Origin of the sequence: Pseudarthrobacter sp. NPDC092439 (assembly GCF_044754945.1) — a bacterium.
GTDB lineage: Bacteria > Actinomycetota > Actinomycetes > Actinomycetales > Micrococcaceae > Arthrobacter.
Genome location: NZ_JBIVQB010000005.1, coordinates 196,575 through 209,710, shown reverse-complemented (window position 1 = coordinate 209,710; position 13,136 = coordinate 196,575). Strand labels below are relative to the sequence as shown.

Annotated in this window: 12 protein-coding genes and 2 tRNA genes; 4 read left to right on the top strand and 10 right to left on the bottom strand. The window is 63.9% G+C overall.

Features of this window, described 5'->3' with window-relative positions:
• The first annotated feature begins 62 nt into the window (after nt 1-62).
• Together ACIQCM_RS12585 and ACIQCM_RS12580 are read left to right on the top strand one after the other, a co-directional pair.
• Entirely contained in the window at nt 63-314 is a 252-nt protein-coding gene (locus tag ACIQCM_RS12585; protein ID WP_400607039.1) for a cell division protein CrgA, read from the top strand.
• Nucleotides 315-339: 25 nt separating this feature from the next.
• Nucleotides 340-969 (top strand): DNA-3-methyladenine glycosylase I, encoded by a 630-nt coding sequence (locus ACIQCM_RS12580; RefSeq protein ID WP_400607041.1) that lies wholly within the window; start codon nt 340-342, stop codon nt 967-969.
• A gap of 265 nt (nt 970-1,234) precedes the next feature.
• On the opposite strand, the gene ACIQCM_RS12575 is transcribed toward ACIQCM_RS12580, so the two are convergent.
• From ACIQCM_RS12575 to ACIQCM_RS12565, 3 genes are all read right to left on the bottom strand, one after another.
• Nucleotides 1,235-1,702 carry a carboxymuconolactone decarboxylase family protein gene (locus ACIQCM_RS12575; RefSeq protein WP_400607043.1) on the bottom strand — a complete coding sequence of 156 codons (468 nt, stop codon included), beginning with the start codon at nt 1,700-1,702 and terminating at the stop codon, nt 1,235-1,237.
• 561 nt (nt 1,703-2,263) lie between these two features.
• Nucleotides 2,264-3,139, bottom strand: coding sequence for a rhomboid family intramembrane serine protease (locus ACIQCM_RS12570; RefSeq protein WP_400607046.1), 876 nt, complete (start codon nt 3,137-3,139; stop codon nt 2,264-2,266).
• 9 nt (nt 3,140-3,148) lie between these two features.
• Complete coding sequence (locus ACIQCM_RS12565; RefSeq protein ID WP_400607047.1) at nt 3,149-3,694, bottom strand: peptidylprolyl isomerase; 546 nt, start codon at nt 3,692-3,694, stop codon at nt 3,149-3,151.
• Between the two features lie 154 nt (nt 3,695-3,848).
• On the opposite strand from ACIQCM_RS12565, the gene ACIQCM_RS12560 reads away from it, so the two are divergent.
• Both ACIQCM_RS12560 and ACIQCM_RS12555 read left to right on the top strand, forming a co-directional pair.
• Complete coding sequence (locus ACIQCM_RS12560) at nt 3,849-4,847, top strand: hypothetical protein (protein WP_400607050.1); 999 nt, start codon at nt 3,849-3,851, stop codon at nt 4,845-4,847.
• A gap of 136 nt (nt 4,848-4,983) precedes the next feature.
• Nucleotides 4,984-5,859, top strand: coding sequence for a glycosyltransferase (locus tag ACIQCM_RS12555; RefSeq protein WP_400607052.1), 876 nt, complete (start codon nt 4,984-4,986; stop codon nt 5,857-5,859).
• Here ACIQCM_RS12555 and ACIQCM_RS12550 read toward each other — a convergent pair.
• The 7 genes from ACIQCM_RS12550 to gyrB form a co-directional block, all read right to left on the bottom strand.
• Entirely contained in the window at nt 5,752-6,753 is a 1,002-nt protein-coding gene (locus tag ACIQCM_RS12550) for a DMT family transporter (RefSeq protein ID WP_400607054.1), read from the bottom strand. The genes ACIQCM_RS12555 and ACIQCM_RS12550 overlap by 108 nt on opposite strands.
• An 81-nt stretch (nt 6,754-6,834) precedes the next feature.
• Nucleotides 6,835-6,910: transfer RNA gene (locus ACIQCM_RS12545), tRNA-Ala, on the bottom strand.
• A 70-nt stretch (nt 6,911-6,980) separates the two neighbouring features.
• On the bottom strand, nt 6,981-7,097 hold the full coding sequence (locus tag ACIQCM_RS12540) for a DLW-39 family protein (RefSeq protein WP_400607056.1): 117 nt from the start codon (nt 7,095-7,097) through the stop codon (nt 6,981-6,983).
• Nucleotides 7,098-7,166: 69 nt separating this feature from the next.
• Nucleotides 7,167-7,240, bottom strand: a tRNA-Ile gene (locus ACIQCM_RS12535).
• A 98-nt stretch (nt 7,241-7,338) separates the two neighbouring features.
• Entirely contained in the window at nt 7,339-7,947 is a 609-nt protein-coding gene (locus ACIQCM_RS12530; protein ID WP_400607058.1) for a DUF3566 domain-containing protein, read from the bottom strand.
• Entirely contained in the window at nt 7,940-10,618 is a 2,679-nt protein-coding gene (gene gyrA, locus ACIQCM_RS12525) for a DNA gyrase subunit A (protein WP_400607060.1), read from the bottom strand. The genes ACIQCM_RS12530 and gyrA overlap by 8 nt, the downstream gene beginning before the upstream one ends.
• A gap of 53 nt (nt 10,619-10,671) precedes the next feature.
• On the bottom strand, nt 10,672-12,756 hold the full coding sequence (gyrB, locus tag ACIQCM_RS12520) for a DNA topoisomerase (ATP-hydrolyzing) subunit B (protein ID WP_400607062.1): 2,085 nt from the start codon (nt 12,754-12,756) through the stop codon (nt 10,672-10,674).
• Between the last annotated feature and the right edge of the window lie 380 nt (nt 12,757-13,136).

The window sequence follows — 13,136 nt, the reverse complement described above, 5'->3', positions numbered from 1 at the left end:
TTCCTCCCTGCAGGATATCAAGCCCGGCATGCCGAGCTTGCCGCCGCCCGCAAGGAGACCCCGTGCCCGAGTCCAAGCCCCGCAAGAAGAGCACCGGCAGCACCCGCCCCGCTGCCGCCCAGGCCTACAAGCCCAATCCGGTGTGGTTCAAGCCCGTCATGTTCGGTCTGATGCTTATCGGCCTCTTCTGGATCATCACGTTCTACATCAGCGAAGGCCAGCTTCCGGTCCAGGCGTGGGGCTCGTGGAACATTGTGGCCGGCTTCGGCATTGCCATCATCGGCTTCCTGATGACCACCCGCTGGCGTTCCTGATCCAGCCGACGGAACAGTCCAGTCCATGGAAATAGCAGCCTCCGGAGTGGTGGTGGGCCCTGACGGTCTGGCCCGCCCCGCCTGGGCTGCAACCGACCCGCTCATGCGGGAGTACTACGACACCGAGTGGGGCCTGCCCGTCACCGACGAACAGGGCCTCTACGAACGCATTTGCCTGGAAGGCTTCCAGGCTGGGCTTTCGTGGGCCACCATCCTGCGGAAGCGCCCCGCCTTCCGTGCCGCGTTCGCGGACTTCAGTCCGGACACCGTCGCCGGGTTCACCGACGCGGACGAGGCCCGCCTCCTTGCAGATGCCGGGATTGTCCGCAACCGGCTCAAGATCCGTGCAGCCATCACGAACGCCAGGGCCACCCTCGCTCTCCGGCCGGAGGGAGGCCTGGTGGACTTCGTTTGGCAGTTCCGTCCGGCCGCCACTCCCCGCCCCGCGACCTTCGCAGATGTGCCCACGCAGTCTGAGGAGTCGGTGGCCCTGTCCAAGGCCCTCCGAAAAAAGGGCTTCACCTTCGTAGGTCCCACCACCATGTTCGCGTTGATGGAGGCCATAGGCATGGTGGATACCCACCTCATGGACAGCCACCGCCGCGGATCTTCCGGACTCTGGCCGCACAGCGCGGTTCCCACGCCCGGGAACTGATTTCCGGACGCGGGCAACATCCCGGCCCTGCCGGTCCGGCCATCTTTTCCCCAGCTGTTGGGAAAGTTATCCACAATGGGGATAACTTTCCTTTGGGAGACGTTCCCGCGCCCTGCAACTGGCGCCAGGGTTCAAACTTGCCCGCAGGATGCCGTTATTAACACTGTGGACAGTCCTGTGGACAATTCCCGCAAGCCCACCTGCGCCTCCATTCTCGACGCGCAGAACCACTTTCGACGGGCCCGGGGCCCGCACGGGCGGCGGCTCAACGCTCCGCGCGGACAGGGTGGTGACTGGTGATGGAGACCCGGTTGAAGGCGTTCATGGTGATGGCCAGCCAGCTCACCACGCTGTATTCCTCCACGGTGAGATGCTCCCGGGCGTACGCTTCTTCGTGCTCCATTGAAAGATGATCCGGCAGTTCCGTCAGCGCCTCCGCCAAAGCGAGGGCGGCGCGCTCCTTCTCCGTGAACAGCGCCGTTTCCCGCCACGCCGGCAGCACTGCCAGGCGCTGGGGTGTCTCCCCGGCCTTGACCGCGTCGCGTACATGGAGGTCCAGGCAGAAGGCGCAGCCATTGACCTGGGAGATCCGGACGTGCAGGAGCTCCAGCATGCGCTGGTCCAGGCCCGCCTCCTCTGCAGCCTCGCGGACCTTAAGACCAAGGCCGTTCAGGGCACGCCACAGGACGGGGTGCTCCTTGTCGAGAAAGATGTGCTTCGTGTTGGTGGTCAAGGGTCCTCCCGGACGTCGGCGGCCTCGCGTGGGTCAAGCTGCTTCTCGAAGCTTATCCACTGGCACTTATGCACTTACCAACAGCACGATACCCACAAGTTATCCACAGCTGTGGAAAGGCCGTGCATTGACCCGCCCGCAGAGGGCTTGACGAGGGCGCAGGTAAAGGAAACCTGCCTCCTGAATTACAGGACTGTGAGTTATTAACAGTGTGCAAAACCCTGTTGATAGGACCCCGTTTCCAGGCGCGCCGCTGCCTGCACCGGGTTCATTAGCCTGCTCTATACACACAGCACAGGAATTGCGGGAAGTTGTCCACTTACACACAGGACTATCCCCAAAAGTTATCCACATGTGTGGATTTCCTCCCGTGTTTCCCTTGGCAACGTGTGCAATACCGGGAAAGAACCACATGAAAAGGCCCGAACTACAGACGTGTAAGTTACCAACAGTGTGGATAAGTGCTGTGGAAAACCTCCGTGATAAAGAAAATCCCACCGTCGGCCTGCGAAGAGGCGTGAACGATGGGTTCCTTGGAACGGGGTCCTGCGGCAGGTCCTGCTAGAGCGAGATGCGCGCCCAGCTGACGGCTCCCAGCAGCAACAGCACGGCGGCGAGGCCTGCAATCTGGAGCAGCCGCTGGCGCGGGCCCCGGGGTGCGTAGGCCAACGCGGCAGCGCAGAGTGCACCGGTGACCAATCCGCCCAGATGGGCCTGCCAGGCGATCTGGGGAATCATGAAGCCGATGACGCCGTTGATGGCGATCAGGATCCATAGCTGGCGGGTATCGCCGCCGCGATGGCGCTGGACCAGGAGCATGGCTCCGAACAGGCCGAAGATGGCACCGGACGCCCCAACCACACCAACCGGCCCGCCCGGGGGAAGAATCGGCGTTAAGGCGAGATAACCAACGGAGCCGCCGATGGCCGAGATCAGGTACACGGCCAGGAACCGGATGCGGCCCAGGAGCGGTTCGAGGGCCTGGCCAAAGATCCACAGCATGTACATGTTCAGGACCACGTGCAGGATGAAGCCCTGGGAGTGCAGAAAGGCTGAGGTAAGCATCCGCCACGGTTCAAACGCACCGTATTCCGGGGTTGCGTAGACGGAGGCGAAGGCGAAGTTCCGGAATACGGCGTCTGCGGGGATGATCCACTGGAGGACGTAGACCAGCGCGCATGCCGCGATGATGCCGAACGTCACCTTGGGTGTGCCGTCCGCGACGGCGCCGCCATAGACGGTGCGTGCTTCCGGCGTCGTGCGTTTTGTTTCGTTGACGCAGTCAACGCACTGGAATCCGACGGCGGCCGCCCGCTGGCAGTCCGGGCAGGCGGGCCGCCCGCAGCGCTGGCAGCGCACATAGGATGGCCGGTCCGGGTGCCGGGGGCAGACCGGAACCTGCGCGGACGGCTCAGCCGCCGGAATTCCGTAGCTCATGGTGCGTTGTTACAGCTGCTCGATGTCGATGCTGTTGATGGTGACGTCCTCGACGGGGCGGTCGCCCATGCCGGTGCGGACACCCTCGATGGCGTCGACGACCTTCTTCGATTCGTCGTCGGCCACCTCACCGAAGATGCTGTGCTTGCCCTGCAGCCAGTCGGTGGGGATGGTGGTGATGAAGAACTGCGAACCGTTGGTGCCCTTGCCCATCTGGATTCCGGCGTTGGCCATGGCCAGCTTGTAGGGCTGGTTGAAGCTCAGTTCCGGGTGGATTTCGTCGTCGAAACGGTAGCCTGGGCCACCGGTGCCGCGGCCCAGGGGATCGCCGGCCTGGATCATGAAGTCCTTGATGATCCGGTGGAAGATGGTGCCGTTGTACAGGGGCGTGCCGGTCTTGTCCTCGCCCGTTTCCGGGTGGGTCCATGCCTGCTCGCCCGTGGCCAGGCCAATGAAGTTCTTGACCGTCTTGGGGGCGTGGTTGCCGAAGAGGTTGACGACGATGTCGCCGAGGCTCGTGTGGATGGTTGCTTTTGCGGTTGCGATGGCAGTCATAGGCTTATTCTTCCACGCCGCCCGCAGAGGCAGGCGGCCGGGCAGGCAGTTCCGCGCTCGGTGAAATATGCCGGAAATCCGGGCTGGGAATAGCCGGTGGAAGGCAACACACGTAGGCTAACCACAGAACCGTCACTTTAATCGGGAGGTAGTTGTGAAGAAATCAGACCGTATTGCCCGTGACCTTGAGCTGTCGGTCACCCACGCTGTGGAAAACGCGCGCGAGTGGGCGACGCCGCGCGTGGAAGCGGCTGTTGACTGGGCGGTCCCACGCCTTCAGCAGGGCATCGATACTGCATCCCCCAAGATCCAGGAAGGCCTGAAGACGGCGGCGCACAACCTCGCCGACGGCGTGGCCACTGTTACTCCGCGGATCCAGGATGGGCTGGCACACCTCGCCCCCAAGATCAACGACGCCGTTGAGGGTGCTTCGCCCCGCCTCCACGAGGCGTTGGACAAGGCCACCCCGGTCATCCTGAACGCCCGGGACCGGGTTGTTGTCGAATACCTGCCTCGGCTTTCGGACCAGATCGGCCAGGCCTCCACGGTTGTCCACCGCACGCTTGAAAATACGCCCGCCCACGTGGACGCCGTGGCGCAGAAGTTGGGCGACGTGGGACTCATCCACGCCCTCCAGGAACAGGCCCAGGCGGCCGGCACCCAGCTCAAGGCTGCCGCCGCGGAGGCGGGCCGTGCCGCAAACCTGCAGCTGGCCGAACCGGCGAAGCCCAAAAAGCGCGGCTGGTTGGTATTCGGGGTCATCGCCGCGGCGGTAGCCGCCGGCGTTGCAGCCTGGAAAGCTTCGAAGCCTGTTGAAGATCCGTGGAAGACGCCGTCTCCCGTAAAACCCACCCCCGCGCCGGTTCCTGCCACCACCGTCAGCGAGGTCAAGGACAACACCCCGGCCGCCGCCGTCGACACCGCCGGCACCGCAGCTGCCGCTCCTTCTGCAGCGGCCACAGGAACCGCGGCCGCCGGGGACAAGGAAGGCACTCGGAAGGAAGATACCGACAAGGAAGCTGGCGAAAAAGCCAAGCACGTTGCCGAAGATGCTGCCGGCGCGCCCACCGCAGCTACCGACGCCAAGACCGCCACGAAGAACATCGCAGCGAACATCGGGGATAAGGGCAACAAGAGCAGCACCCAGGCCTGACGGCCCGGCCACCCCAGCATTGCCCGCAGTGGGGCTCCGTCCATTCGTGGACGGGGCCCTTTTGCATGCCTGGCCGGCTTCAGGCCGGGACGCGGGCACCGGAGCCGGAAGCGCCATGGGTGCTAGATTTAAAGTGATGTCAGCCGATCAATCCTCTGGGGATGCCTTGAACGACGCAGCCGTGCTGCCCCGCGTGTCCATCGTCATTCCGGCCTACAACGAGGAAAGCGTGATCCGGCAGTGCCTCATAGCCGCCATCTATCAGTCGGTGCCGGCCCACGAGATCATCGTGGTGGACAACCTGTCGAAGGACCGTACCGCGGCCATCGTGCGCCAGATGCAGCGGGAGTACCCTGAAACGCCGCTGCTCCTGCTCAGCCAGGACCAGGAACAGGGCCTCATCCCCACCCGCAATTTCGGCCTGGACCATGCCACGGGAGATGTCCTGGGCAGGATCGACGCCGATTCCGTGGTGGAGCCGGACTGGGTGGAGCAGGTCCAGAAGGCGTTCCTGGACCCCACGGTGCAGGCGGCCACCGGACCGGTGGTGTACTACGACATGCCCATGCGCCGCTTCGGCCTCAAGGCGGACGACAAGATGCGCCAGCTCATGCTCAAGCTGGCCAAGCACCAGTACCATTTCCTTTTCGGTTCCAACATGGCGCTGCGGGCTTCCGCTTGGGACACCATCCGTGCCGAGACCTGCCGGGACGAGAAGGACCAGATGCACGAGGACATCGACCTGTCCCTCCATTTGGCTGACCACGGCCTGAAGATCCAGTACTGCCCCCAGATGGTTTCAGGAATGTCCGCCCGCCGGCTTGAGGACTCGCCCCGGGACTACAGGTACTATGTCACCCGCTTCGACCGGACATACAAGGCCCACAACGTGAAGAAGATGGCCCTAAAGGCGCCCATGGTGGTGTTCTTCTCCGTCTATTTCCCGGCGAAGATCCTCCGGGCCATCCACACCGTCAACACCTCCCAGCCCGTCCGGCGCGGGGGCCAGTAGGCGGGCCTGCCGCCCGCGGATCAGCCGCCATCCCGAACCCTGTCCCAGGACGACCACCACCAGCCCCAACAGGATCATGCCCAGGCCGGCGTATGTCCCGGCAGGCAGGGTCTCACCCAGGAACACCGCTGCCAAAAACGCGGCGCCAGGAATTTCGAGCAGGATGACCATGGACACCAGCAGGGGACTCATGGTGGCCAGAAGATGGTTGAAGGCCGTGTGGCCCACCAGTTGGGCGCAGACCGTGATGGCCAGGATACCCAGCCACCCGGCGGCTTCAAAGCCCACCAGGGGCTGCCCCGCGACGAATGCCAGGACAGCCACGCCTGCGGCGCACATGCCGTAGCACAGCGTGGTGTACGTTCCGGTGGTCATGGTCTGCCGGGCTTTGCCGCCGGCCAGCGTGTACAGGCCTGCCAGGGCGCCGCCGGCCACGGCCAGCAGGTCCCCGATGAGGGCCTGAGGCGACGTACCCATATCGAAGCCCGTAATGGCCACCACTCCGCCGAAGGCGATCCCAAGCCCGGCCAAAACGCGCCACCCGTGGCGTGCGCCGCGCAGAAGCTGGAACACCGCGATCCACGCCGACTGCAGGCAGACAAGCGCCGTGGCTGCGGCAACGGACGTCAGCTGCAGTGAGGTGATGAAGCAGGCGAAGTGCAGGGCAAGCGCGACGGCGGCGATCAGCGACCAGTGGAACTCGCGTTTGGTGACCCTCCCGAACTGGGCAGGGTCCCGGACCAGGGTGGGGCCGGCCATCACCGCGGCGCCAATGGCATTGCGCCAGAACGCAATGGCCAGGGCGCTGACGGAGGTCGCCCCAAGGGTGGCGGCGATCAGGGGGCCGGAGGAGGCCACGCCCAGTACGCCCACGGCAGCGAGAAAGAAGTTCACTGCATAACACTAATGCGCGATATGGCTCTTCAGGGCAATGCAGAAGTCCCGGTCAGCGTTTCCGCTGACCGGGACTTTCTATGGTGGAGGCACGGGGACTCGAACCCCGAACCCCCTGCTTGCAAAGCAGGTGCGCTACCAATTGCGCCATGCCCCCATAAGAAGCAACCCATCCATCATACCCTAGAACCTGGGAGCCTTTGACCGGCCCCGGTCCGGGTTCCGGGCTAGTCCACCTCGTCGGTCGACTTGCTCCAGAGTTCTTTCCGGGCTTCGGATTCCTGTGCTTTCTTGTAGACCAGGAGGCCTGCGATTGCCGCTGCCAGTACAAGCAACTTCTTCACATGCTCCCCGTTCCGGCCTGTCCGCAGCAGTTGCGAACCGACCTTCAACTTGAACCTGCACAGGTTCCGTGGGCGTACCAGGACTTGAACCTGGGACCTCTTCGTTATCAGCGAAGCGCTCTAACCGCCTGAGCTATACGCCCCGATGCCTCATCGGGCCGAGACATGACTTTACAGCACATCCCGGCCCGATCTCAAATCGGGCCCTCCCGCCCGGTTTTACGCGGCGGGAGGGGGGTTCCTAATCGTCGGTGAGGGTCACACCGATGCCGCCCACCAGGGTGGCAGAGATGTTGTAGAGAACGGCCGAAAGCATGGAAAGGGCCGTCAGCAGGACCACGTTCACCACGGCGATGATGGTGGCGAAGGAGGCCACCTGTCCCAGCGAAGCCACCTTCTTGAGCTCGAAACCGCCGCTTTCGGAGCCGGCCAAGGTGCCCAGCAGGCTATCCACCTGGTCGAAGATGCCGGTGAGGTCCAGGACCGTCCAGAGCACGATGGCAGCCACCACCGTCACGATGCCCAGTGCGACGGACAGCAGGAAGGCCATCTTCAGCACTGACCAGGGATCCACCTTGCTGACCAGAAGCCGGGCACGCCGCACCTTTGCCTTGGGGGCGGGCTTTACCAGCCCGGGAGTACCCTGCGGAGCAGGGCGCTGGCCGGGCGCTGCGGGACGGGGTCCGGAGGCCGGCCGCTGCCCGGGAACTGCAGGCCGCTGGACCGGGGCACTTGCGCCAGCGGGACGCTGCTGCGGGCGGACGGGAGCGTTTACCCGCGGCGCCGCAGAGGGCCGGCCAGGGCCGGCTGCAGCGCTGTTCGGCTTGGGAAATGAGTCGGAATTACTCACTCGTTACCTCCGTGTTGTCTTCGTTCGGCTCAACGTCGCCCGAGGCGTCCTCTGACTCAACGGCCGGTGATTCTTCTGCCACTGCTGGCCCGGTGGAGTCCACAGGGGCTCCGCCGTCTTCAGCCAACGTTACGTCATCCTCTGCGGATTCCTCGCCCTCGAGGCCGCGTTCACTGTTGCGGGCCACCTCGATGATGCGGTCGTTCTTGTCCGGCTTCGCGAAGATGACGCCCATGGTGTCACGGCCCTTGGCGGGCACCCCGGCCACCGATGAACGGACCACCTTGCCGCCTTCCATGACCACCAGCACCTCGTCTTCTTCCTGGACGATGAGGGCACCGACCAGGTCACCGCGTTCCTCGGCAAGCTTGGCCACTTTAATGCCAAGGCCGCCGCGGCCCTGAAGCCGGTATTCCTCAACGGCGGTGCGTTTGGCGTAACCGCCTTCAGTAACTACGAACACGTATGAACCGTCAGTGACCACGTTGGCTGCCAGGAGTTCGTCTTCCTCCCGGAACTTCATCCCGGTCACGCCGGACGTGGCCCGGCCCATGGGACGAAGGGCTTCCTCGGAGGCAGTAAAGCGGATGGACTGGCCCTTGCGGGACACCAGCAGGAGGTCGTCCGTTTCGGATACCAGCTGCGCGGATACCAGCTCGTCGCCGTCGCGCAGGTTGATCGCAATCACGCCGGCCGACCGGTTGGTGTCGTAGTCTTCCAGCCTGGTCTTCTTCACCAGGCCGCGCTTGGTGGCCAGGACAAGGTATGGAGACTGCTGGTAGTCCCGGAGGTCAAGCACCTGGGCGATGTGCTCATCCGGCTGGAAGGCCATCAGGTTGGCCACGTGCTGGCCCTTGGCGTCACGGCCGGCTTCCATCAGCTCATAGGCCTTCGCCCGGTAAACGCGGCCAAGGTTGGTGAAGAACAGCAGCCAGTGGTGCGTGGTGGTCACGAAGAAGTGCTCCACGACGTCGTCCCCGCGCAGCTGGGCGCCCTTGATCCCCTTGCCGCCACGCTGCTGCGAGCGGTAGTTGTCGCTGCGGGTCCGCTTGACGTAGCCGCCACGGGTGATGGTGACCACCATCTCTTCCTCCGGGATGAGATCTTCCATCGACATGTCACCGTCGAAGCCCATGAGGATCTTGGTCCGGCGGTCGTCCCCGTGCTTATCCACGATTTCACCGAGTTCGGTGCTGATGATCTCGCGCTGGCGCTGTTCGGAACCGAGGATCGCATTGTATTCGGCGATCAGCGCCTCAAGCTCTGCGTGGCGGTCCTGGATTTTCTGGCGCTCCAGGGCGGCCAGGCGGCGAAGCTGCATGTCGAGGATGGCACGGGCCTGCAGCTCATCGATATCCAGCAATTCCATCAGCCCGTCGCGCGCAGCCTCGGTGGTGCGGGAGGCGCGGATCAGGGCGATGACCTCGTCCAGCATGTCCAGGGCCTTCAGCAGCGCACGGAGGATGTGGGCTTCCTCCTCGGCCTTGCGCAGGCGGTACCGCGTCCGGCGTGCGATGACGTCCATCTGGTGTGTCACCCAGTGCCTGATGAAGGCATCCAGGCTCAATGTCCGGGGTACGCCGTCCACGATGGCCAGCATGTTGGCGGAGAAGTTGCTTTGCAGTTCGGTGTGCTTGTAGAGGTTGTTGAGCACCACCTTGGCCACTGCGTCCCGCTTGAGGACGATGACCAGGCGCTGGCCGGTGCGGCCGGACGTTTCGTCCCGAAGGTCCGCGATGCCCTGGATCTTGCCGTCCTTGACCAGTTCGGCGATCTTGATGGCCAGGTTGTCCGGATTCGCCTGGTACGGCAGTTCCGTGACCACCAGGCAGGTGCGGCCCTGGAGTTCCTCTACGTTGACCACGGCACGCATGGTCACGGATCCGCGGCCTGTACGGTACGCGTCCTCGATGCCCTTGTGGCCCAGGATCGTGGCACCGGTAGGGAAATCCGGTCCCTTGATCCGCAGCAGGAGCTCTTCCAGCAGTTCCTCGCGGCTGGCACCGGGGTTGGCAAGGTACCACTGGACGCCGTCCGCTACTTCGCGCAGGTTGTGCGGCGGAATATTGGTGGCCATACCCACCGCAATGCCCGAGGAGCCGTTGACCAGCAGGTTGGGGAACCGGGCCGGCAGGATGGTGGGTTCCTGGTTCTTGCCGTCGTAGTTGTCCTGGAAATCGACGGTTTCTTCGTCGATGTCCCGGACCATTTCCATGGCCAGTGGCGCCATTTTGGTCTCGGTGTAACGCGGTGCGGCGGCGCCGTCGTTACCCGGAGAACCGAAGTTGCCTTGGCCGAGGGCCAGCGGGTAGCGCATGGTCCAGTCCTGGATCAGGCGCACCAGGGCGTCGTAGATGGCCGTGTCACCATGGGGGTGGTACTGGCCCATGACCTCGCCGACAACACGGGCGCACTTGTTGAAGGAACGCTCAGGGCGGTAGCCGCCGTCAAACATCGCGTACAGCACGCGGCGGTGCACGGGCTTGAGCCCGTCCCGCACATCGGGAAGGGCCCGGCCAACGATCACGGCCATCGCGTAGTCCAGGTAGGAACGCTGCATTTCCGTCTGCAGGTCCACCTGTTCGACGCGGTCGATCAGCACATCGCCTTCAAGAACGGTGTCCGGATTCCCGGCTTCGGGGACCGGAGTCTCGGGAGTTTCGTCGCTCATGTATATATTTCCGTTTCAGGTATATGTCAGTCCGGGAATTTTCGGCGGGTGCCTCAGATATCCAGGAACCTGACGTCCTTGGCGTTCTGCTGGATGAAGTTACGGCGGGATTCCACGTCCTCGCCCATCAGCACGGAGAAGATCTGGTCTGCGGCCAGGGCATCGTCCATGGTGACCTGCAGCAGCGTGCGGTTGTCCGGATCCATGGTGGTGTCCCACAGTTCCGTGTAGTCCATCTCGCCGAGGCCCTTGTACCGCTGGATTCCGTTCTCCTTGGGGATGCGGCGCCCGGCCGCTTGCCCGGCCACGAGCTTGGCATCGCGCTCCCGGTCGCTGTAGACGTAATCGTGCGCTGCGTTGGACCACTTGATGCGATACAGCGGAGGCTGCGCCAGGTAGACGTAACCGTGCTCAATCAGGGGGCGCATGTAGCGGAACAGCAGCGTCATCAGCAAGGTAGTGATGTGCTGGCCGTCCACGTCGGCATCGGCCATGAGGACGATCTTGTGGTAGCGAAGCTTCGAAAGGTCGAAATCTTCACCGATGCCCGTGCCAAAGGCGGTGATCATCGACTGGACCTCGGCATTGCCGAGTGCCTTGTCCAGGCGGGCGCGCTCCACGTTCAGGATCTTGCCGCGCAGCGGCAGGATTGCCTGGGTTTCCGGGTTTCGGCCGCGCTTGGCCGAACCGCCCGCAGAGTCACCCTCCACGATGTAGACCTCGCACTTCTCCGGGTTCTTGGAGGAGCAATCGGAGAGTTTCCCTGGCATTCCAAAGGATTCCAGCGGACTTTTGCGGCGGGCGTTGTCGCGCGCCTTGCGGGCGGCCATGCGGGCCTGCGCCGCGGAGATGGCCTTGCGGATCACGTCGCGGGCCGGGCCGGGGTTGCGTTCCAGCCAGTCGCCGAGGCCGTCGGTAACCACCCTCTGCACGAAGCCCTTGACCTCGGAGTTGCCCAGCTTCGTCTTGGTCTGGCCCTCGAACTGGGGCTCGGCGAGTTTGACCGAGATGACGGCCGTGAGGCCTTCGCGGATGTCATCACCCGTGAGGTTGTCGTCTTTTTCCTTGATGATGCCCTTTTCGCGGGCATACCGGTTGATCAATGAGGTCATCGCCGCGCGGAAACCCTCTTCGTGGGTACCGCCTTCATGGGTGTTGATCGTGTTGGCGTAGGTGTGGACGCTCTCGGAGTACGCGTTGGTCCACTGCATGGCCATTTCCAGCGCAATCCGGCGCTCCGTGTCCTCGGTTTCGAAAGCGATGACGTCCTCATGGACAACATCCACCTTCTTGCCGGAATTCAGGTGCTTGACGTAGTCCAGCAGGCCTTCGTCGTACTGGTACACCACGGTGCGGTGCTCGGCGGTCACTTCGCCTTCGGTGGCAACGCCGTCCAGGTCCAGGTCCGCGTCGGCTTCAGTTGCCTCGGTCTCGCGTTCGTCCGTGAGCGTGATCCGCAAACCCTTGTTCAGGAAGGCCATCTGCTGGAAGCGCGCCCGGAGCGTCTCGAAATCGAACTCCGTCGTCTCAAAGATGGCGGGATCAGGATAGAACGTCTGGGTGGTTCCGGTGCGGTCTGTCTCTTCACCCTTGACCAGGCTGCCCTGCGGCTTGCCGCCGTCAGCAAAGGACATCCGCCATACGTGTCCCTGGCGGCGCACTTCGGTATCCACCCTGCTGGAAAGGGCGTTGACCACCGAGATGCCGACACCGTGCAACCCGCCGGACACGGCATATCCGCCGCCGCCGAACTTACCGCCGGCGTGCAGGATGGTCATGACCACTTCCACCGTGGGCTTGTGTTCGGTGGGGTGCATGTCCACGGGGATACCGCGGCCGTCATCCACAACTTTCACGCCGCCGTCGGCCTGGAGCACCACCTCGATGTGGGAGCAGTACCCGGCCAGGGCCTCATCCACGGAGTTGTCCACCACTTCGTACACCAGGTGGTGCAGGCCGCGCGGGCCGGTGGAGCCGATGTACATGCCCGGCCGCTTCCGAACAGCCTCAAGGCCTTCGAGGACCGTGATGTCGCTGGCACCGTATTCCCGTGGCGTCGTAGCGTTCGGGGTATCGGGGGTGCGGCCATCCCCGGCTGCGGACTGGGCGGCCGGAATGTCTGTATTGTCGTTAGCCACAGGCGCTGTCGACTCCTCTGTTCTCGATGATGGCCGGCTGATTCCCCCTGGGTTGCACCAGGGAAGCACCCGCCAACAGGCACAAACTTATGGCGCCGGTGAGGTACTGACGGTGGGGATCCATGCTCCGCATCCAGGAATGCCACAGAGAATAGACCCGGTCAATGTGTCACCCGCGCCCAGTTATCTCCGTTGATTCTACCGCGACACGCCCTATTTTCCCGCATTCCAGAGGTGTGGACGGCGTCCGATATGGCCGTGGCTGGCCATAGACCGTATCCAGGGCGCTCGAACAGTATGGCCCCCGGGTGCCTATACGCCCATGGGCCCCCACCGGGCTCTACACGGCATTATGTGGATTTTCAAGAGCCGCGGCACGC